This is a genomic window from Luteolibacter yonseiensis, from assembly GCF_016595465.1.
GTDB classification, from domain to species: Bacteria; Verrucomicrobiota; Verrucomicrobiia; order Verrucomicrobiales; family Akkermansiaceae; genus Luteolibacter; species Luteolibacter yonseiensis.
In genome coordinates, this window is record NZ_JAENIK010000011.1 from 1 (window position 1) to 21,075 (window position 21,075).

Annotated in this window: 20 protein-coding genes; 7 read left to right on the forward strand and 13 right to left on the reverse strand. The window is 59.9% G+C overall.

Annotated features, from left to right (window positions below; all coding sequences use genetic code 11):
• Positions 1–434: 434 nt before the first annotated feature.
• Positions 435–1,796, reverse strand: coding sequence for an asparagine--tRNA ligase (gene asnS / locus JIN84_RS09660; protein ID WP_200350846.1), 1,362 nt, complete (start codon positions 1,794–1,796; stop codon positions 435–437).
• 110 nt (positions 1,797–1,906) lie between these two features.
• On the opposite strand from asnS, the gene JIN84_RS09665 reads away from it, so the two are divergent.
• Complete coding sequence (locus JIN84_RS09665; protein ID WP_200350847.1) at positions 1,907–4,594, forward strand: PVC-type heme-binding CxxCH protein; 2,688 nt, start codon at positions 1,907–1,909, stop codon at positions 4,592–4,594.
• Positions 4,595–4,606: 12 nt separating this feature from the next.
• Here JIN84_RS09665 and JIN84_RS09670 read toward each other — a convergent pair whose 3' ends face one another.
• From JIN84_RS09670 to JIN84_RS09705, 8 genes are all read right to left on the reverse strand, one after another.
• A complete protein-coding gene (locus JIN84_RS09670) occupies positions 4,607–4,840 on the reverse strand; it encodes a CDGSH iron-sulfur domain-containing protein (RefSeq protein WP_200350848.1) in 234 nt (77 codons plus the stop codon).
• 17 nt (positions 4,841–4,857) lie between these two features.
• Positions 4,858–5,064, reverse strand: a complete 207-nt coding sequence (locus tag JIN84_RS09675) for a hypothetical protein (RefSeq protein ID WP_200350849.1) — start codon at positions 5,062–5,064, stop codon at positions 4,858–4,860.
• Positions 5,065–5,200: 136 nt separating this feature from the next.
• Positions 5,201–6,103: an alpha/beta hydrolase gene (locus JIN84_RS09680; protein WP_200350850.1), complete on the reverse strand. Its 903-nt coding sequence runs from the start codon at positions 6,101–6,103 to the stop codon at positions 5,201–5,203.
• 104 nt (positions 6,104–6,207) lie between these two features.
• Positions 6,208–6,621 (reverse strand): ExbD/TolR family protein, encoded by a 414-nt coding sequence (locus tag JIN84_RS09685; RefSeq protein ID WP_200350851.1) that lies wholly within the window; start codon positions 6,619–6,621, stop codon positions 6,208–6,210.
• Positions 6,618–7,268 (reverse strand): MotA/TolQ/ExbB proton channel family protein, encoded by a 651-nt coding sequence (locus JIN84_RS09690; protein WP_200350852.1) that lies wholly within the window; start codon positions 7,266–7,268, stop codon positions 6,618–6,620. Before JIN84_RS09690 ends, JIN84_RS09685 begins: the two co-directional genes overlap by 4 nt.
• Positions 7,269–7,282: 14 nt before the next feature.
• Complete coding sequence (locus JIN84_RS09695; protein ID WP_200350853.1) at positions 7,283–8,434, reverse strand: hypothetical protein; 1,152 nt, start codon at positions 8,432–8,434, stop codon at positions 7,283–7,285.
• Between the two features lie 257 nt (positions 8,435–8,691).
• Positions 8,692–9,309, reverse strand: a complete 618-nt coding sequence (locus JIN84_RS09700) for an NF038129 family PEP-CTERM protein (RefSeq protein ID WP_200350854.1) — start codon at positions 9,307–9,309, stop codon at positions 8,692–8,694.
• Positions 9,310–9,377: 68 nt separating this feature from the next.
• A complete protein-coding gene (locus JIN84_RS09705; protein ID WP_200350855.1) occupies positions 9,378–11,291 on the reverse strand; it encodes a hypothetical protein in 1,914 nt (637 codons plus the stop codon).
• A 165-nt stretch (positions 11,292–11,456) separates the two neighbouring features.
• On the opposite strand from JIN84_RS09705, the gene JIN84_RS09710 reads away from it, so the two are divergent.
• The 5 genes from JIN84_RS09710 to ilvN all read left to right on the forward strand — a co-directional run bounded on the left by JIN84_RS09710 (position 11,457) and on the right by ilvN (position 16,945).
• Positions 11,457–12,311 carry a QcrA and Rieske domain-containing protein gene (locus JIN84_RS09710; RefSeq protein WP_200350856.1) on the forward strand — a complete coding sequence of 285 codons (855 nt, stop codon included), beginning with the start codon at positions 11,457–11,459 and terminating at the stop codon, positions 12,309–12,311.
• A 154-nt stretch (positions 12,312–12,465) separates the two neighbouring features.
• Positions 12,466–13,722 (forward strand): TIGR03118 family protein, encoded by a 1,257-nt coding sequence (locus tag JIN84_RS09715; protein ID WP_200350857.1) that lies wholly within the window; start codon positions 12,466–12,468, stop codon positions 13,720–13,722.
• A 108-nt stretch (positions 13,723–13,830) separates the two neighbouring features.
• Positions 13,831–14,391 carry a hypothetical protein gene (locus JIN84_RS09720; RefSeq protein ID WP_200350858.1) on the forward strand — a complete coding sequence of 187 codons (561 nt, stop codon included), beginning with the start codon at positions 13,831–13,833 and terminating at the stop codon, positions 14,389–14,391.
• A 175-nt stretch (positions 14,392–14,566) separates the two neighbouring features.
• Positions 14,567–16,294, forward strand: a complete 1,728-nt coding sequence (gene ilvB / locus JIN84_RS09725) for a biosynthetic-type acetolactate synthase large subunit (protein ID WP_200350859.1) — start codon at positions 14,567–14,569, stop codon at positions 16,292–16,294.
• Between the two features lie 105 nt (positions 16,295–16,399).
• Positions 16,400–16,945 (forward strand): acetolactate synthase small subunit, encoded by a 546-nt coding sequence (gene ilvN, locus JIN84_RS09730; protein ID WP_200350860.1) that lies wholly within the window; start codon positions 16,400–16,402, stop codon positions 16,943–16,945.
• Positions 16,946–17,041: 96 nt separating this feature from the next.
• Here the strand turns inward: ilvN and pgsA are convergent, their stop codons facing one another.
• Both pgsA and JIN84_RS09740 read right to left on the reverse strand, forming a co-directional pair.
• Positions 17,042–17,626: a CDP-diacylglycerol--glycerol-3-phosphate 3-phosphatidyltransferase gene (pgsA, locus tag JIN84_RS09735; protein WP_200350861.1), complete on the reverse strand. Its 585-nt coding sequence runs from the start codon at positions 17,624–17,626 to the stop codon at positions 17,042–17,044.
• A gap of 72 nt (positions 17,627–17,698) precedes the next feature.
• A complete protein-coding gene (locus tag JIN84_RS09740) occupies positions 17,699–17,869 on the reverse strand; it encodes a hypothetical protein (protein WP_200350862.1) in 171 nt (56 codons plus the stop codon).
• A gap of 173 nt (positions 17,870–18,042) precedes the next feature.
• On the opposite strand from JIN84_RS09740, the gene ykgO reads away from it, so the two are divergent.
• Entirely contained in the window at positions 18,043–18,204 is a 162-nt protein-coding gene (gene ykgO, locus JIN84_RS09745; protein WP_200350863.1) for a type B 50S ribosomal protein L36, read from the forward strand.
• A gap of 116 nt (positions 18,205–18,320) precedes the next feature.
• Here the strand turns inward: ykgO and JIN84_RS09750 are convergent, their stop codons facing one another.
• Positions 18,321–19,118 (reverse strand): tRNA threonylcarbamoyladenosine dehydratase, encoded by a 798-nt coding sequence (locus tag JIN84_RS09750; RefSeq protein WP_325099582.1) that lies wholly within the window; start codon positions 19,116–19,118, stop codon positions 18,321–18,323.
• 73 nt (positions 19,119–19,191) lie between these two features.
• Positions 19,192–21,069, reverse strand: coding sequence for a hypothetical protein (locus tag JIN84_RS09755; protein WP_200350864.1), 1,878 nt, complete (start codon positions 21,067–21,069; stop codon positions 19,192–19,194).
• Positions 21,070–21,075: the final 6 nt, after the last annotated feature.

Consider the following 21,075-nt stretch of genomic DNA (forward strand, 5'->3'; position numbering starts at 1 on the left):
AAAAGGGAGCCGGGCTCTTTTTTTGTGCGGGGGGAGGAGAGAGGGAAGGGTGGAAAGGGTGGAAAGGATCGTGGAGAGAGGAGGAGCATAACCGGCGGAGCACAACCGGGGTAGAAGGGACAAAACGGGGGGGAAGAAACAACCGGACGTGGGGACCACACCGACAGGACTTGGGATTAAAGCGTTTCGCGAAATACCGGCAGGGGAATAATCTGGTAAATCCAGAACAACCGCACTCGGGATTATTTACACAAACAAAGCCGCCGGGAATATCCCGGCGGCTTTGTTTATCCCGGCGGCTTTGTTGTTACGCAAACCCGGAACCCCGCGCCCGGGCCTCGGCGTTGGCCAGGCTTCAGACTTCCTGCAGGAGAACATTTTCCAACCGGAAGTTCGGCAGATCGTCGGAGTTTCCACCCGACAATGCGGGCTTTTCAAAACTCGCAATGCCCGGGAGTTCTGGCAAACGGGATGACATCGCGGATGTTGGCCATGCCGGTGACAAACATGAGCAACCGCTCGAATCCAAGACCGAATCCGGCGTGGGGGACACTTCCGTATTTCCGCAGGTCCGCATACCATGAGTAGTTTTCCGGATCGAGGTCGTGTTTTTTGAAGTTTTCCAACAATACGTCCAATCGCTCTTCCCGTTGGCTGCCGCCGATGATTTCGCCGATTCCTGGAACGAGCACGTCCATCGCCGTCACGGTTTTGCCATCATCGTTGAGCCGCATGTAGAAGGGTTTGATTTCCTTCGGGTAGTTGAAAACGGTCACCGGCTTCTTGAAGTGTTCTTCGGTGAGCCAGCGCTCGTGCTCGGATTGCAGGTTCAACCCATATGCGACCGGGTATTCGAATTTCTTACCACTGGAGATCAGCAGTTCGACCGCGTCGGTGTAGCTGATGCGTTCGAAGGGGCGGCTGGCGACGAATTCAAGACGCTCGCGGAGGCCCTTATCCACGAATTTTTCAAAGATCGTGAGGTCATCGTCACTTTTCGTAAGGGCTTCGGTGACCAGATGTTTCACGAGCGCTTCCGCCAGATCCATATCTCCTTCAAGGTCACAGAACGCAACCTCCGGTTCGATCATCCAAAATTCCGCGGCGTGGCGCGAGGTATTGGAGTTCTCCGCACGGAAGGTGGGACCGAAGGTGTAAATGTTGGACAGCGCACAGGCGAAGGTCTCCCCCTCGAGTTGGCCGCTGACCGTGAGGTAGGCTCGCTTGCCGAAGAAATCGTCTTCGGCTTTTGAAATCTTGTCATCCGGAAGCGTGGTCACGCGGAACATCTCGCCCGCTCCTTCGCAGTCGCTGGCGGTGATGATGGGCGTATGGACATAGATGAAGTCCCGCTTTTGGAAAAATTCGTGCACCGCGAAGGCCATGCGGCTGCGCATGCGGAAGACCGCCCCATAGAGATTGGTGCGCGGGCGGAGATGGGCGATGCCGCGAAGGAACTCGGGGCCATGGCCTTTTTTCTGGAGCGGATAATCCTCAGGCACACCGCCCAGCAATTTCAACGACTCCGCCTGCATTTCCCAAGCCTGTCCGGCGGCGGGAGAAGGGATGAGCCTGCCCCGGACCTCGATGGATGCTCCGGTGCTCATCTTGGCGATATCCTCATAACCGGGAATGCCCGCGTCCGCGACGATCTGCAGGTTTCCGAGGCAACTGCCGTCGTTCAACTCAAGGAAGGAAAACGCCTTGGAGTCGCGGCGGGTGCGGACCCAGCCGGCGACATGGAGTTCATCACAAGGGTCCGTTCGTTTGAGGACGTGTTTGATCAGCGATCGCATGGCCCTAAGTAGCGGGCGGCCGCACGAATGTCAAAGAAGGCAGGGGATTTGTTGATAGTTGACCCCACCAACCGGTGTAATAGCGTTCCCAAATCTGATTTATGAAACCCATGAAATTCCTCCACCGGTTCCTGATTCTCGCAACGATGCCCGCGGCCCACGCCTGGACTCCGGGACAGGAGCCACCGGCGATGCCTTTGGATTCGTTCCAGCTTCCCGAGGGCTTGGAAATCACACCATGGGCGGCTTCACCGGCCCTCTTCAATCCCACCAACCTCGACATCGACCATCTCGGCCGCATCTGGGTGACGGAAGGCGTGGATTACCGTGGCAAGGCCGGCCGCCAGGAAGGAGGGGACCGCATCGTCATCCTTGAGGACACGGATGGAGATGGGAAGTGCGACAGTTCCAAAGTGTTCTGGCAGGACCCGGAACTCGTGTCTCCTCTCGGGATCGCGGTCTTCGACAATGTGGTTTACGTCTCACAGCCACCGAACCTGCTGAAACTGACGGATGCGGACCGGGATGGAAAATTTGATCCGAAATCCGGTGACAAGCGTGAGGTGGTGCTTACCGGATTCAACGGCAAGAACCATGACCACTCGCTGCATTCGCTTACCGCGGGTCCGGATGGCAAATTTTATTTCAACCAAGGCAACACCTGCGCTGTTTTCACCGACAAGTCTGGAAAAACGTTCCGTGTCGGCAGCTATTACTACAAGAGCGGCGGTGGTGAGTGGCCTGTCGATACCAAGGCTGTTTCCGGTGAGAAAAGCGATGATGGCTTCGTTTATGTGGGAGGCTTCACGGTCCGCATGAATCCCGATGCGACCCACGCGGAGATCGTGGGATATAATTACCGGAACTCCTACGAACAAACCATCAACTCGCTGGGTTATGTCTTCCAGAATGACAATGACGACCCTCCGGCCTGCCGGACCAGCAATGTTCTGGAGTATGGCAACGCGGGTTATTTCTCCAACGACGGCACCCGCTTCTGGAATGCCGACCAGCGTCCCGGCCAGGACACGCCGACGGCCCACTGGCGCCAGGAGAATCCCGGTTCCATGCCTGCGGGGGATGTCTACGGTGGCGGATCTCCGACAGGGGTGGCGTTTTATGAGAATGGCGCGCTCGGTGAAAAATTCAACGGCACATTGTTGTCGTGCGAGGCGGCAAGGAATGTCATCTTCGGCTACAAACCGGAAACGGATGGAGCCGGATTCAAGCTGGATCGCACGGATTTCCTGACCACCAATCCCGAGAAGCAGTTCGACGGTGCGGATTTCACCGGTGGCGTGAAGAAAAAAGCCGCACCGGACCAGGACAAACTGAAGTTCAATTTCCGTCCGTCCGACGTCTGTGTGGGACCGGACGGCGCGTTGTATGTGACCGACTGGACCGACCCACGTGTCGGTGGTCATGACACCCAGGACGAAGCCGCATCGGGCATCATCTACCGGATCGCGCCGAAGGGATTCAAATCCGTCGTTCCGAAGATTGATCTCGGCAAAGTGGATGGAGCCATCCTCGCCCTCAAGTCGCCCGCGGTGAACGTGCGTTACCTTGGCTATCAAAAGTTGAAAACCACCGGAGCCTCGGCGTATGACGCCGTTGCGAAAGTGTTGGAGGATCCGAACCCGTTTGTCGCGGCGCGGGGTATCTGGCTGATGCCCTATCTCGGTGAGAAAGGCCGCGCGAAACTCAATTCCATCCTGACCGGTACCAACGCCGGGGACCGTCTCACCGCCTTCCGTGCGATCCGCCGGACGGACGGAGCGATCGAGGACCTGCCGTATGCCCGCAAGCTTGCGACCGATTCCTCGCCGGAAGTCCGGGCGGAGGCCGCCCGTGCGATGCGTTATCGGAAATTCGATGAATCCCGCGAGGTGCTGGTGGCGGTGGCCGAAAAGTATGACGGCAAGGACCGCGCCTACCTCGAGTCGATCGGAATCGGAGCCGGTCATGATACCGAAGCCCTTTGGAAAGCAATCGGCCAGAAGATGAAGCCCGGCGCGCCTGCGGATTGGACGGACATATTCGCCCGTCTCACCTGGCGGTTGATGCCGGAAGCCGCCGTGCCGTCTCTCAAGACACGCGCCGCCGCGGCAGGTTTGAGCGAAGCGCAGCGCAAGCTCGCGGTGGATTCGCTGGCATTCATCAAGTCGAAGGATTCCGCGGATGCATTGATGGACCTTGCGGCGGAAGGTTCCGCTGTCAGAGATCAGGCGTTGTGGTGGCTGGTGAACCGGAGCGAAGGCGAGTGGTCATCGTTCGGTCTGAAAGAGCAGCTGAAAAAGCGCAAGCTGATCGAAGATGCCGTGCCGCTGGTGGAAGTCATCGTTCCCGCGAAACCGGAGAGCACCAAATTCACCGTTGCTGACGTGATGGCCCTCAAGGGCGACGCCAGCCGCGGTAAAACCGTGGCGGCCCGTTGCGTGATGTGCCACAAGATCGGCAAGGACGGTCCTGACTATGGTCCTGATTTGAAGGGCTTCGGCAGCCGCCAGGCACCGGAGATCGTCGCACGTTCCATCGTCGACCCATCGTTTGACATTTCCCATGGTTTCGAAGGAACGGCGATCAACCTCAAGGACGGAAAATGGATCGATGGCCACATTGTCGCAGACGGAGATCCGGTGGTCATCCGTGCGACCGGTGGACTGACACAACGTGTCCCGAAAAACCAGATCGCCAGCCGGAAGGATATGGACCGCTCGCTCATGCTGGGCGCGGATCAGTTGGGCATGTCCGCGCAAGATGTGGCGGATGTTGTCGCGTGGCTGAAGACCTATTGAAACAGCAGCTTCCTAGTCACACTGCGGCGGCAAGCAAGGATGCGGGCCGCCGCAGTCCGGGGAATCTCCAGTGAGTTCGCACCGGCACCAGCGGACGGTGGTTTTTTCCGCGAGATTGAATTTCACCGGCTGCCTGCCGGTGCCTTTGTGGGAGCCATCGCAGAACGGCGGATGGCTGGTCCGGCCGCAGGAGCACCACCAATGGATGCCGGGCCCGACCTCGCAGATGATGGGCTTGGCAGCCATGCCGCGGTTTGCGGAAATCAGCGGGAGAATGATACCGGCCGGGTGGCCGGTTTCACCTGGGTGGTCGCGAGGATGGAGGTTTCCTTCGCTTCTTCCACGGACGCGGTCGCAGGTTTCCTATCCAGCTTGGGATAGCGCTGGGCCGGCACCTCGTTGAGAAATGTCGCTGCGAGCCACCCCGCGAGGATGACGGATGAACCACTGACGAAACTGCTGGTTTTCATGAGTTTATACCGGGGGCGGATTCTCTGGCGAGGTTCTGATTCGCCGGAGTCGAAATAGCAATCTTAAAGATATGGTGATCCTAATTGATGGACGGGGTGACCGGAAATCAGGCGGATATTCATCGGTGGCAGGACGTTACTTTCCTGCGGGCAGGTGGCTTGCCAGCCATTTTTCCAACAGCTGCGGCCATGCGGCCAGATCTCCCTTGCCGTTGAGGCCGTAGCCGTGGCCGCCTTTTTCGAAGAGGTGCAGCGAGACAGGAACGTTGTTCGCCTTACAGGCAATGGCGAATTCCAGGCTGTTGCGGCAGTCCACGCCGTCGTCGGCGGTGGTGAGGAGGAAGACGGGTGGGGTGTCCTTTGTGACGGCTTTTTCGGTGGAGTATTTTGCAGAAATCTCGGGATCGGGATTGTTCCCCAGCAGATTCTTGCGCGAGCCACCATGGGCGAGCGCCGGGTCCATGGAGATGACCGGGTAGATCAGGATGGAGAAGTCCGGACGGCAATCCTGTTTGTCGACGGCGTCCTTCCCTTCTTCGGGAAAGGTGTCGGCGAAGCGGGTGGTGCAGAGGCTGGCGAGGTGGCCACCGGCGGAAAAGCCCATGATGCCGATTTTTTTCGTGTCGACACCCCACTCTCCGGATTTTTCCCGCACGGTGCGGATGGCACGGCGGGCGTCGAGGAAGGGCACGGGGAACTGATAGCCGAGCGCGGCGTTTCCGCTGACACGGTATTTCACCACGATGCCGGCGATGCCCTGGCCGGTGAGCCATTTCGCGATGTCGTGGCCCTCATGATTGCTCGCGAGCATGCCGTAGCCGCCACCGGGAAGGATGACCACCGCGGCTCCGGTGGCCTTGTTTTTCTCGGGGAGGTAAACCTGGTATTGAGGGATCTCGATATCGGTCAGACGGCCGCCGTTGTCCTTTTCCGTGCCGGAGGGTGGCTGTTTGGCACCGGGTGCCTCGGCGGGCCAGAGGTTGGTCCATTCGGCGGAGGCGAGGGTGGTGAGAGCGAGAAGAAGGGCGAGGGCTTTCATTCGGAAGGATAATGAATGGGAGATGGAGGATGGAAGATGAGGAAAACGCGGATGGTTTGCGATGCTCCATTTACGCGTATCTCCCTCTTCTCTTACGTCTACCGTCATTTCAGCTTGATCCTGGCGGGGACCTCCTTGATCGGGATGCCAGCCTTGGTAAGGGCGTCCCAAACGGTGAGCAGACGTTCGAGCGGGAGTTTCTTGTCAGCTTCAAGCTCGAGCTTGCGACCCGGGTTTTGTTTCTGGTAGGCGATGAGGTAGCTTTCCAGCAGCCCCTCGGGGACGGAGAGGGTATCGAGCGTGATGTTTCCGAGAGAATCCACGGCGATGACCGAGCGGGTGTCCGCCACGGTGTCGGAGGCGATCTCGCGCACGGTGGGAAGCTCGATATGGAGGATGTCGCGGGGTTTCTTGAAAACGGTGCTGACGGCGAGGTAAATGAGCAGGATGAGGCAGATATCGATCATCGGAATGACCTGGATATTGTGCCGGGTGCGGGCGGGGCGGTAGAATTTCATGGACGTTCCGGTCTTTCCACGGCGCGGGTGAGATCGGCCAAAAGGCTTTCGAGACGGGCGGTGAGCTTTTCTATTTTCCGGTGGAAGTAACCATGGGCGATGACGGCCGGCACGGCGATGGCGATGCCGAAAATGGTGGTGCTCAGGGCTTCGGCGATGCCGCGTGAAATGACGGTGTGGTCGCTGGTGTCTCCCAGGCCCTCGAAGATCACGACGAGTCCCGACGCGGTGCCGACGAGTCCGAGCAGCGGGGCGATGGTGATGACGATATCGAGAATGCCGATGCCGGAGTGGAGGTGGACGGTTTCCTCGCGGGCGGCGGCCTCGATGGCGGCGGTGATCTTCGCGCCCGGCTTGCCCCGGTGCTTGACCGCGACGGCACCCAGGCGGGCAAGCGTGCTTTTTCCTTCTTGGAATTCGCGGATCGCGGCGGTGGAGGTGTCCGGATCAAGCGTGGCGATTTCCCGGGCGAGCCCGACGGGAATGACGCGGTCGCCACCGAGGGAAAGGAATTTGTAAACGATGGCCATCAGCCCGGCGATGCAGGTGATGCCGAGCGGGATCATGAAGATTCCGCCTTTTTGGAAGAATCCCCAGACGGAGTCGAATCCCGGGATGGCGGCGAGGAGGGTGATGGCTTGGATCATGAAGTGAGGCTTTGTTAGAAATAGAAGCTGAAGATGATTTCGAGCGCCTCATCCTGGTAGTCGGCGCGGATTTCCTTGGGCATGGGAGGAATGGCTGCGTCGCGGATGGAATTCAGCGTGAAACCTTTCTGGACCTCGCCGGTTTGCATGTCGCCCATGAATTGCACGCTCTTCACCTTGCCGGTCGGCAGGAGGTAGAAGCGCACCGTGAGGAATCCCGGAGTGATGAAATCCCGGTGACGCACGCAGTTCCGTTGCCACTCTTGCTCGACGGCGCGGCTGATGGCGGCTTGGTAACGGCCAAGCGGGGTGTCCGCGACATCCAGCGCGCTACGGCCACTGCGTGAGATGGAGCCTTGGATGGCTTTCTTGCGCTGGTTGCCCCGGAAACCGGGATCGCCGGGTGTGGCGGCGGGTTTCGGTTTGGGAAGGGAGGGCTGTTTCGCGGTGGCGGCGGTGTTTTCCGCAGCGGGTGCGGAAGGCTTGGGGGCGAGGGATTGTTCCGGAGCTGGCTTGGGGACGTTCACGTCCACGGGATTCTGGCCTTGAAGAAGCTCGGTGGGACCGGCGGTTTCGGCTTTTGCTTCGTCGCCGATGTTTTTCGCGGGCTTCACAGGTGGGGCGGGTTTGGCGACGGCTGGATCCGCGGCGGGGTTTTCCGGTGCCTGAGGTTCGGGCCGTGCGGCGGCAGCGGAAGGCGAAGGCGGGGCTGCCGGTGTCATTTCCGCCGGGGCGGGAGCGGCTTTTTCGCCATCGGCTTCGAGTTTGCCATCGCGGTAGTTGCTCTGGGTGGTTTCGAGGTCGTTTTCGTCGCGAGGGGTTTCGCCACGCTGGGAGGGAAGCCGTTTGGCATTCGGATCGGGAGCGCGGTCGCTGGTCGCCTCGGTATCCCGCTCGCCGATGAAAGCGGTGGTATCCGGACGTTTGCCGCGCTGGTCCTCCGAGGTCCGCGCGAAGTCCGGTGTCGTGCGGGCCGGAACGACGGGCGTCGGCGCGAGGGCTGCCGTGCTTCCCGTGATCTGCTCGATCACTTCCGGCGAGATGATGACTGACGCGGGCTGTTCGAGCCTGACGGCCGATCGGTCCGAAATCACCTTATCAACGATGAAAACGATATCCAGAATCGTCACGGTGGCGGCCGCGATCAGAAAAATCACAGCACTCAAGGCAAGCGACGCCGCGAGGGCGATCACCCACAGGCGACCGTCATCAGGTCTCGGGGACGGATTTTCGGCACTGGCTTGCAACGCGGAGAGGCTGGCGCGAAAACGCTTCCGGCGCAATCCGGGAATTCCAGGTCAGGGTGACCGCGTCGCCTCATCGATCTGCAACCAATCGGATGATGCCGGATGCCGAAGATCGATGCCACTTCACAGAAAAGCCGCCCCCTGGGGAGGAGGCGGCTTCCGAGGGTTCGAGAGAATCAGGCGCGACGGCGGCGGACGATCATGAGACCGCCTACGAGGAGACCGAGGAGACCGGTGCTTGGCTCAGGGATCGCGAGCGTGACTCCGGAATAGACGCCCTGGCCTTGGGAGGTGGTGACATTGAGGGGGCCGGCGGTGTCGAAATTGAAGGTGATGAGGCTGTCAAAATCGTCGGTGGTATCGATCGCGAACAGATCCTTGTCGAGGATGGAGAAGGCGAAGAGGTCCGGGGTGATGCTGTCGAGGTTCTGGGTGACGGTCAGGTCGAACTTGAGGAAGCTGCCGGGAACGAATTCCTGGAAGAACTCGGTGAAAGCGCTGGTGTTCGTGAGGGTGAGGGTGGATCCGATGTTGCCGCTGGCACTGCCGATGGTGGTTTGAGTGCCGTCGACAGCGCTTCCGCCACCGAAGTTGAAGTTCGAGATGGTGGCGGAGTTGTTGCTGGGGGTGTCTCCGCCGTTCAATTGGAAGTCCAGGTAGAACGGGCCGTTGCCGGTGGTGCTCAGGGTGGAGGTGTTGATGCTGACGTGGTAGACGGCGGCTTGCGCGGCGGAGCTGAGGATCAGGCCGGCGGCGGCGAGCAGGAATGTGTTTTTGAGAAGTGTGGTTTTCATTTTCGTGAATCGTTTTTTGAATGAAAAAGGTGCCGTGCCATGAAACGGCACGGCAACCTGTGGGGGCGTCAAGGGGCGGTATTGCCGAGCGGACGGGCGGAGTAGGTGATCGTGCCGTTGCTCGGGTTGGCGAATTGCAGGGTGACGGTGGCGGAAGCACCGGGGGCGAGATTGCCGCCGGAGACCGTGATGTAAGGGCTGCCCGCCGGGAGGGCGGCACTCGTGTCGCCGGTCTTGTTTGAAAGCGTTGCATTCGAACTGAGGCCATCGAGCGCGAGGTGGAACGGCCCGGTCAGCGGACCGGCGTTGTTGTTCGTGAAGGTGACGTCCTGGGCGAAGAGGCCGGTGCGGCGGTCGCGGAGGAAGCCACCACGCTTCACGGTGACAGCCGGTGCGATGTCATGCAGGACGAAGATCTGGCCGCCTTCCACCTGATCCGTGGTGATCCCGTTCACATAGTGGGCCTGATCCGAGCTGATATACCATGCTTCGCCCGGGTTGCCCTTGTGGCGGGTGCTGGTGGCCATGATGGCGGTGATGTCGGTGAGTCCCGAGGCCTCTTCATCATTGGTGAACGGGGCGGTCGCGGCGGTGGTCAGGCCGGACGGAAAGCCGTTGCCGGTGGCCACGCGGTCACCAAAGCGCTTTGGATCGTGCTTCAGGATTTTCTTGATGGAATTGGTCGCCGGATCGTAGTCCCAGACCTTGCCATTGTGTTCCGCGCCGCCGACGTCTTCCTGAATGATCAGGTGGCCGTTCTGGGCGTTGATGGCGATGTTGTCGAACATGTTGATGAGCTCGCCGTCGACGACGCGGCCGTCGATGAGGATGTCGATCTTACCGCCGGCCTCCGGGTTGGAGATGTCGTCGAAGGTCATGCGCCACAGGCGGCTGCGGCCGATCTGGGCACCGAGACCGTCCGAGGCGTTGTCGAGCCGGTCGGTGGTGACGAAGTAGAACACGCCCGGGCGGGCGGGATTGGGATCCCATGCGCCATCTTCCGGGCGGGAGAACGCCGTGGAGGCGGTGGCCGAGAGGGTGAAACGGGTTCCGTTCGTGATGTTGGTGGCGCGGGAGGTGGAGTTGGTGATCTCCACGGGATTTCCGGTGACGAGGATGTGGCGGAGGATGCCGTTGGTGAGTCCTGCCTTATCCACTTCGGAACCGGTGCTGGTCTTGGTGCCGATGTAGATCGAGAGGGCGTTGTTCATGATGCTGGAACCGCCGTCGTTGAGACCGATGACGACGGTCTTGTCCTGAGAGGTGGGGCAGGCGAGATTGTTCTCCCATGAGCCGGAACCGGTGACACCGTCCGTGTTGCCGTTGGTGCTGAGGTTGAATTTGCCCAGCACGTAGCTTTTTCCGGCGTCGGCTCCCGTGACGACAGTGCCGACGGCCCAGCCGTTGCCGCCTTCCTCACCGTTCATGAAGATGCGGGCGGAGGTGCCCAGGGTACCTCCGGGATTGATGAAGGCGCTGGCGGCGGGGAGGTCCGCGGAGCAGAAGCGGGAAAAGCCGAAGGTCTGCGGAGTCGTGAACGAAACCTGGTTCACGGAGTCCCAGCGATAGATTTCTTTCATCGCATCTTCGCCTGAGACGACGGCGAGAGTGTCTTTGTTGATCACGTAACGGGCGACGAACGAGCCTCTGGAACCATGGGCGTGGAGCGCTCCGGCGGTGCCGGAGCCGAGCTCGTGATTGACGAGGAGGGTGAAGGTTCTGTCTCCATTGTCGAAGGCGCCCGTACCGTCCGGGATGCCGGCCATGCTGTAGGTGCCGCCGCCGACCTTCGGCACGGTGTCGTCCGGGATGGCACCGGTGTTGTCGACTGTCAGGATCGATATGGTTTCGTAACCAGGCTGGGTGGGCAGGGCGTATGGAGAGGACGCGGTGCTTGGGCCGGTGAATTGGCCGCTGGCGGTGTTCGCCGCCGCCGCGACGAGCATGCCCAGCAGAGGGTTGAGTTTGGTTTTATATTTCATCGGTAGTAGTAGTTGTATAACGGCAGGGAAAAAACGGAATGGCATCCGGTCTCCCTTCCATCCCGATAACGAATCGAATCGCGGTGCGGCGCCATTCCTCTAGTGTATCAAATTTGTCGCACTGTATGTTTGGCGGCGGGTTCCGGAAAATGATTCATATATCTCATGCATTCCCTTTCGCATCCCACCCGAAGGCGGTGGGTGAAGCAGTTCATCATCGGCACCGCGACGACGCTTGTGGGCCTGCGGGGATCCGGGAACGTGTGTGCGGAAGTCACGACATCCGGCCCCGGTGCCGCCGTCATCCGGTTGAAGGTGGCGGACCTTCTCGTGATGATACCCGATGAAGCGGGAACCCCCCGGCCCGTCGCGGTGCTGGCCGTCCCGGGAGGATCCGTACAATATCAGTTCAACACCGGGTTCCCACCCTTCACGCTGACGCGTGTGGAATCTGACAGATTCGTCACCTTGGACTCCGTTTGCAAACACCAGGGTTGCACGGTGGGACGCTATAAAAGCTTCGAGGTGGGTATGGATGACAGCGTGCAGCCTCCGGTGCCTATCCATCGCAGCTACATGTACTGCCGATGCCACGGCTCCCGGTACGACATCGAAGGACGTGTTTTCCGCGATGCGGAAGGCGTGTCCACCGAACCGGCGAAGGCCGATCTCAATCGCTTCCAAACATCCTACGATCCTGCCGCGGACATCGTGAGCATCACCATTCCGGATCTCGCGCTGCACATCAGATCAACGAAAGTCGAGCGGAAGGGGCCGGGTGAAATGGTCCGCCTGAAGCTGGAATTCCCGGTCACCGCGTTTTCGGAATATGAAATCAGCCATACCAAGGATTTCACAACTCCCTCCACGCCGGTCCGTTTCTCGCTGACTCCGAATGGAGTGGCGGACCAAACGTCACTCTCCACTTTCAGTGACCAGCTTTCCACTGTTTATGTGGATGCGGAGGGGGCGTCCGGATTTTTCATGGTGGGACTGGTCCTCAAACAGGCGCAGTATTGAATGGAATACCGATATACAATAAACCATCCATTATAGAAATAGGTGAAAACCGGACCTCCGCAAAGTGATACTATGGAACAAAATCGTTTCATTCCGCGCATGGATATCATCATCCGCGGCGTGTGAACCTTCCTGATAACTATTTCTGATCCCGATGAAAATCCAGACAACCCGCTCCCTTGCCATATCTGCCCTGCTCGGCCTCTCCTCCCTGCCTCAAGCGGCTTTCGCCGAAACCGGGAACCGCTTTGACCAGACGGTGCTCGTGGCGAACCGCCCGGAATTCAAGCCGACCGCCTTCGTCGACGTGCGCGTGACGAATCCCTGGGGCATCGCCTTGCGTCCCCCCGGAAAAGGCGGGCACATATGGATCAGCAACGCCCGCAACGCCTCCACGACTTTATATATCGGCGACGCCAACGGACAACCGCTGCATCAGGATGGACTCAAGGCCGTGCCCATCGACGGTCCGCTCTACTCTTACGAAGACGGTCTCTGCAATGTGACCGGTCAGGTGTATAACGCCGCCAGCGATATTCCGGACCAGCCCGTCGAGTTTCCCGTCAAGGGGCCGACGAGCGACATGACAAGCGGCAAGCCCGTCCCGCTGGGCGAGCGCTCCGGTTCCGCGAAATTCGTTTTCGTCACCACGGATGGTACGATCAACGCCTGGCGCTCCGGCACGGCCGAGAGCATGGACAGCGCCGTCATCGTCAAGGATTTCTCTGACAAGGGCAAACATCACGACCCGGCGAACCGCAAATTCCCCGCCTTCACCGGTGTGGCCATGACCACCGAAGCCTTCAAAAAAGACGCCGATGGCAAGGCAACGGCGGACAACCGCCTTTATGTGACGGATTTCCAGCAGAGGCAGATCCGCACCTTCAACAATCGTTGGGAGGAAATCTCCGACAAGGTCGTCTTCGCCAAGCCTCCGGGCCTGACGGAAGAGTACAGCCCTTACAACATCCAGTGTCTGGGGGACAAACTCTGCGTCACCTACGCCGTGCTGAACACGGAGGCGGATGATCCCGCGGAGGACCTGCCGGGCGAAGGATTCGGGCGCATCGCGTTTTTCGACCGCGATGGCAAACTCCTCAGCACCGTGGCAGACGCGGGGAAACTCAATTCCCCTTGGGGCGTCTGCATCGCGCCGGAAGGCTTCGGCAACTTCGGAGGAAATTTGCTCGTGGCGAATTTCGGTGACGGCAGCATCGCCGCCTACCACAAGAACGGTGAGTTCCACGACTATCTCCGGGATCGCGACGGGAAACAAATCCTCATCGACGGCATCTGGGGCATCGTCTTCGGCAATGGTGTGAGCCTCGGCGACACACTGTCACTCTACTTCACTGCCGGACCGAACGTCGAGCAGGACGGAATCTTCGGTCGCCTGGCCGTGGCGAAATAATTGGAGACGCCTGATGGCCACGGATCATGCGCATTTCGAGCGGATGCCCGCCTGTTTTTTGTGATCCGCTGATCCGTGGTTGAAAATTTTAAAACCGTCCGCCAGCGATTGAACCGACTTCTCATCATCGGGTTGGGTGCTCTCTCCCTCGCCATCGCAGGAGTTCTTCTCTTGCAACCCGAAAGCTCCGCTCCGGCCCGCCGCGCAGAGCTTTCTTTCAAAGGAAAGCCACACTCCCGCTCCGCCGCTTCTCCGGCCGTCCACGGCTTCAACGGGGATCTGGCGCCTTTTGTCCCGCCCGAAGACCGGAGAGGCAACGTTCTCCGGTTGCTCGCCGCCGGGGAGGACCGCATGGCCCAGACGGCAATCTGTGAATGGTTTTCAACTGACCCTTCCGCCGCGCGCGAGTGGCTGGAGAGCCAGCCATCTTTCGAAAATTTCCAGCCGGCCATTTCCATCATTTCCAAAAACATCGCCGAATCCGGCAGTCCCGCCGATGCTCTGGCGTGGGCCGGGCTGTTGGATGAAGGTCCTGTCCGGGAGCAGACTGTTTACGAAATTTACGCCATCGGAAGGCGCTATCACTGGTTGTCGGACGAACAGATCCAGGCCGCGCCTTTTTCTCCGGACCGCGTGGCGGCACTTCTCAACGGAGCGGCCGACGATTGATTCTCTCGGAGGGTGTTTCACTGACCGCCTCCCAAGTGAAGGGCGAATTGGTGTGAAAATCGTCATTTTTGAATCGTTCTGGGAGCGAATTTCCCCAATTTGATACGATTGTCTCAATTTTTGGATTGTGCATCCGCCAAATAATGCCCAAGTTTGCCCCTCAACCTCAATTTTCATGAGCAAAGAAAAAATGGACGGCGCACAAGCGCTCATCAAAACACTCGATGACCTCGGCATCGAATATATCTTCGGCTACTCCGGTGGAGCGGCAATTCCTATCTTCGACGCACTCGAGACGGTCAAGACGAAGATGAAGTTCATCCTTGTCCGCCATGAACAGGGTGCCGTCCACATGGCTGATGGTTATGCCCGTGCGACCGGCCGCCCGGCGGCGGTGCTCGTGACCTCGGGCCCTGGTGCGGGAAATACCGTGACCGGCCTGATGACCGCGATGATGGACTCCGTGCCGATGATCGTGATTTCCGGTCAGACCGTGACTTGGATGCTCGGCAAGGATGCCTTCCAGGAAGCTGACATTTTCGGCATCACCATTCCGGTGGTGAAGCACAACTACCTGGTGAAGGAATCGAACGCGCTGCCGCGGATCGCCCGCGAGGCGTATCACATCGCGACGACGGGACGCCCCGGGCCGGTTCTTATCGACATCCCGAAGGACATCTCTTCCGGTGCGTTCACGGGTGACATGAACCCTCCGTTCCAGCTCCCCGGCTACGACACGAGCAGTTCGTTCCAAATTGATGCCGCCGGTGTGAAAGAGGCTGCCAACCTCATCATGAACGCGAAGCGCCCGGTGATTCTCGCCGGCCAGGGATCGATGATCGCCCGTGCGGACAAGGAACTGCGCTATCTGGCGGAAACGTTGAACGCTCCCGTGACCACCACCTTGCTCGGCAAGGGTGTTTTCCCGGAAACCCACCCGCTTTCCCTCGGCATGCTCGGCATGCACGGCACCGCCTATGCGAACAAGGCGATGATCGAGTGCGACCTGCTCATCAACATCGGTTCCCGTTTCGATGACCGCATCATCGGAAATCCATCGAAGTTCTGCTCCACCGCGAAGATCATCCACATCGACATCGATCCCGCCGAGGCCGGCAAGATGATCAAGCCGGACGTGATGATCGTGGGCGATGCGAAGGCCGCGCTCACCGAAATCAACGAGAAGATCGGACCGCTCGAGACCACGGACTGGCTTGCGAGGCTTGACGGCTACAAGAAGAAGTTCCCGCTCGGCTATAAAAAGCAGGGAGGACTCCGCATGCAGCAGGTGATCGACGAACTCTACGAACTCACCGAAGGCAAGGCCATCGTCTCCACCGACGTGGGCCAGCACCAGATGTGGGCCGCCCAGTTCTACAAGAATTCCGAGTCCTTCCACTGGCTCTCCTCCGGCGGAGCGGGCACCATGGGCTTCGGCTTCCCTGCGGCGATCGGCGCACAGCTGGCGCATCCGAAGAAAACCGTCATCTCCATCTCCGGTGACGGCGGTTTCCAGATGACGTTGTTCGAACTCGCGACCGCCCAGATCCACAGGCTGCCGATCAAGATCGTGGTTCTCAACAACCACTACCTCGGCATGGTCCGCCAATGGCAGGAGCTTTTCTATGAAGACCGCACCTCCGGTGTGGACCTCATCGGAAACCCCGACTTCTGCAAGCTCGCCGCCGCCTACGGCATCCCGTCCGTGCACATCAAGCGCCCTGCGGATGTCACCAAGCAGCTTGAGAAAGCCCTCGCCTACAATGACGGTCCGATCCTCATCCACGCCGAGTGCGTGAAGACGGACAACGTTTTCCCGATGATCCCCGCCGGAGCGGCACTGGAAGACATGATCACGGAAGCGCCGAAGACGAAGATGGCGAAGCCGATCGGTTCCACGTGAAGAAGATTGGGGACAGGAGATCGGGGATGAAAAATCTCCGGCCTCCTTTCCAGCCATCTCTTCATCTCCATCCATTATCTCCCATCTCCTATCCAAAATCTTTCCATGTCCCAGACCATTGTCACCACCGACACCCCTGTTCCGGCCCCGGCGAAGACCCGTGGCCCGACGCATACCCTCTCCGTGCTCGTGAGCAACGAGCCGGGCGTGCTCATGCGCATCTGCCAGGTTTTCTCCCGCCGCGGATTCAACATCGACTCGCTCGTCGTTTCCGAAGGCCGGAACACGAACTTCTCCCGCATGACCATCGGCGTGTCCGGTGATCCGCAGGGGCTTTCGCAAATCATCATGCAGGTCAGCAAGCTCATCGACGTGATCCATTGCTCGGAGCACAACGATGATGACGCCGTCGTGAAGGAACTCATCATGGTGAAATTCCTCGCCGATGCGGACCAGCAGACGCAGGCGCTCCAGATCATCGAGCACTTCGGTGGCAAGACCGTCGATCTCACCCCGCGTTCGATGATCGCGCTCGTCACCGGAAACTCCTCCAAGATCGATGCCGCCATCAGCATGTTCTCGCAGTTTGAAATCATCGAGACCGTCCGCACGGGCAAGATCGTGATGGCACGCGGCGAGCAGCCGACATAATCCGCGGTTTTTCAAGGAACCGGAATTCCATTCACCCCAGGCAGGCTTCCGCAACGGCGGGATGCCCTGTCTGGGGTGCTTCGTTAAAGGGGAATCCTACTGCGGCAATTCTCTCCCGCGCAAGATTCCGTATCCCTGGCGGATGTAGGCAACGCTCGACCAGATGGTGAACACCGCGGCGATGGCGCAGGGGATCGTGGGGGAGAACAACGTCACCCTCAGCATCACCCAGCCAAGCGCGAACATCTGCGTCACGGTGCAGACCTTGCCGGACCAGTGTGGCGCGAACTTCACCTCCCGGTGGTGGTTCCATAAAATCCGCACGCCGCCGAGGATGATGCAATCCCGCAGGATGACGATCGCGGCGAACCATGGCGGCAGGTGCCACCCGGGCGAGCCCCAATCCACCAGTGACAGGGTGATGACCCCCGTCAGCAGCAGGGCCTTGTCCGCGATGGGATCGATGAACGCCCCGAATTTCGAACATTGGTTGAAACGTCGCGCCACCCAGCCGTCCACGCCATCCGTGGAGGCGGCCAGCACGAACACCCCCAGGGCCCACCAGCGCAACGGCTCGTCCGGCGCACCGGCTTTGACCGTGCTCCCATACCAGAACGCCAGCACGGCGAACACCGGAACGAGGCAGATCCGGGCGATGGTGATTTTACTGGCGAAGGTCACATCTCCAACAAAGCAGAGTCAAGCCTGCTGGGAAACTGGAAACTTCGCGCGGGCGGCCGGCAGGGAGGCGTCTCAGTAAACCGGAGCGCCGTAGTTCTCATCACCGCCACCACCTCCGCCGCCGCTGTTCTGGATCTTCTCCTTCGTCCACTGGTAGCCTTGTTTCGTGTCACGACCGATGCCGATCAAGGTGTTGCAGGAGTTCAGCGCGAGTGCCGCGACAAGGATGATGAGCAGTTTCATGACTTCGGTTTAATGTGATTTTTTGAGGCTCCAAAGAACAAAGTAAGGAGATCTTAATGACTTTTTTGAGAAATACAAGAACGTGCTAAAAATGCCTTTACATGGCGGGCAGGCTGGCTACTTTCCGCGCCCCGGCGGCTGGTGCCATCGGTCCATTTTAACCATCTCACGTCATGAAAGTTCTCTCATCCCTCGCCTCCGCAAAACGCCGTCACGCTGATTGCCAAGTCGTGAAACGCAAAGGCACGGTTTACGTGATCTGCAAATCCAATCCGAAGTTCAAGGCCCGCCAAGGCGCGACCCCAGGCACCCGCCTTTCGAAGAAGGGTCTGTAATCCTCGGAACCGTCTCCGGACATCATTTTTCAAAGCGGCCCCCTTGGGGCCGCTTTTTTTGTGCCCGCATTCCAGGCTTCGTGTGATGGAGGCCGCTTTCCCCCTCCAGGACAGGCCTACACGCGTGCCGCGATGTTTTCCAAGACGCGCCCTGCGGCGATCAATCCGAAGCTGGCGATGAGATGGGTGGCGGAGCCGAAGCCCGACGCGCAATTCAGTCTCATCGCGATCTCTTCCGGCTCCTCCTTGGAAACCGTGCCATCGCAGTGCGAGTAATACGGTTTTTCATCCGAATAAACCGCATCGATACCGAACAACACAGGATCCTGGTTTCTCGGAGTCTTCGGAAATCCATAGTCATTGCGCAGTCCGCGCCGGAGCTGGAGCAGCAGCGGATCCATCCCGCTGTAGGCAAGATCGGTCACGCGGATGCGCGTGGGGTCGCGCCGCCCGCCCGCCCCGCCACAGGTGACCGCGTAGATTTTTCTCCGGTGGCACTCCGCGACGATCAGGGACTTGTGGCGTGCGTAGTCGATGGCGTCGATGACGGCGTCGAATCCCGCGTCGAGGATTTCCGCCGCGGACTTCTCGTTGAAAAACTTGGGGACCACGACGACCTCGCAGGCCGGGTGGATCGCCAGCGCGCGATCAGCCATGGCCTCGGTCTTCTGCCGTCCGATCTGCCCGTCCATCGCGTGGAGCTGGCGGTTCACATTGGTCACGCAGATCTCATCCAGGTCGACCATCGTGATGTGGCCGATGCCGGAGCGGGCCAGGGACTCGACCGCCCATGACCCGACGCCGCCGACGCCGATCACGGCGACACGGGATTTCATGAAGCGGTCCAACGCCGCCTGCCCGTACAGCCGCGCGATGCCGCCGAATCGGTGGTTGAGGGATTCACTGTCGGTCACGCGCGGAAGCTGCAACCGATGGCGGCGGGAGTCACGACCGGATTTCAGGGAACCGTGGAACTTCCGCCGGCGCTCACTTCCTCGAACCGCCGTCGGGAGTGAGAATTTCGTCGGAAAGACGCTGGGTTCCTGCTTCGGCGAGGTCGCTTTGCGGATGGATGCTGCGGGCCTTGAGATACCACGAGAGTGCCGAGCCGAGCTGCTTCGGGTTCCGTTTTTCAAACTGCTGCGCCTTGTCCAGGGCGCGGGTGAAATCCGCGACTTTCGGAGCCAGGAGCTCGAGCTCGCGACCGAGTTTGGGATCGTCCGGGAAATCCTCACGCAGCTTGGCCAGTTGCTCCCAAGCCGCGTAATCCTGGCCCATCTTGCTGAACTCCGAGGCTTTGCCGATGGCCGCCTCGATTTTCGTGAGATTGGTCATGATCTCCTTGAAAGCCTCCTCACGCTTCGCATCTCCCTGGATGGCGGGGGCGAGTTCATACTGGCGGCGGGCGATTTCGCGGAAATTGCCCTCGCTCAGCAAGCGGTCGAAGTCATTGCGGTAGGCGACCAGTCCGCCGGTATTGTTCACCAGCGTGCGGAACTCCTTGAGCTTGGGATTTGTCGGCCAGATCTCGGCGGCCGCCTTGATCTTCTCGGCGGCCTTGTCGCCTTCTTTTGCGAGAAGATGGCTCTTCGCCTCCTCGATGGCCAGGTCGGAAGCCAGCGTGTAACCGGCGATGGCGCTGTCCACCTTCGAGGATGGGAAATCCTTCGCGGACTGCTTCAGCCGCGCGGCGAGTTCCATCGTCTTTGTGTAATCGTGCGCCTGGAGCGTGCCGTAGAGCTCGTTCAGATCGCGGAAATAGTTGGCGATGCGGCGCTTCTTCTCGAGCGAAAGCGTGGCGACCGGAGCGAGATATTCGCCGAGGGCGTAGGCCTCCATCAGCCGCTGCGAGGCGGAGTGGAGTTCGTCGCGCGCGAGCATCAGCTCGAAGGCTTCGATGTATTTCGAAGTCTCGCGGATGGCTTCGTTTGAAAGGGAGTCCAGCGACGCGACGGTGGGGCTGACACCGACGGATTGGGAAAACAGCTTGGAAACATCCGAGTCCTTGTCGATGCGCAGCGTGGCATCCCCATCCTTCCAGATCTGGTTGTAGAATCGGGCGGCCATCAGCACGTGTTCATAACGGCGCTGCACGAACCATTGGATCATGCTGACCTGGTATTGTGCCTTGGTTTGGATGGTCTGTGCTTCGGTGCGGACGATGTTCGCCTTTTTCAATGTCTCGATCTCCCCGATGCGTTTGAGGGTGTTCGCATATCTGAGCGACGTGATGCCCAGGCCCTCTTTTGCGGTGGTGGTTTTCTTTTCGCCGTCCTTACCCTTGGATTCGGTGATGGAGACGCTTTTCTCAGTGGCGGCTTTCCAGTCGCCCTCGGCGATGATCGCCTTCTTTTCGTCCTCCATGGACTTGTTGAGTTTTTTCAACCCGTTCACGTCCTGCTTGGCAAGCATGGCGGTGTAGATGGATTCAGCGAGCGAGCCGCAGAGGTTGGCGTCGCCGGGATAGGAAGACGCGCCGGGCAACAGCTTGAAGGCCGAGTAGAGATCCGGTCCGCCGGTTCTGAAGGGCGAGACGGTGGCGAGGATCTGCGCGATGTCCGCCCGGTACTTCTCCGCGGCTTCGTCGCTTTCAGGCGGTTGGTTGAGGTATTTTTCGAAACGCGCCCTGAGCACCCGGTTGTCCCCGAGGGGGATGGAGACGCCACCGACCGTGATGGTCTCGGCAGCCGGATCCAGCAACGGGATTTCCTGTCCCAGCGGTCCGGCCGGTTTTTTCTCCGCAGGCGGCGGGGTGTCCGCCGGCGCGGCTGCGGGAGCGGGTTTGTTCTCCTCGGGAGGCGGTGTGTAAACCTGGGCCTGGGCGAGGGAAGCAAGGCAGAGAGGGAGCAGAAAACGGGCTTTCATGAGAAT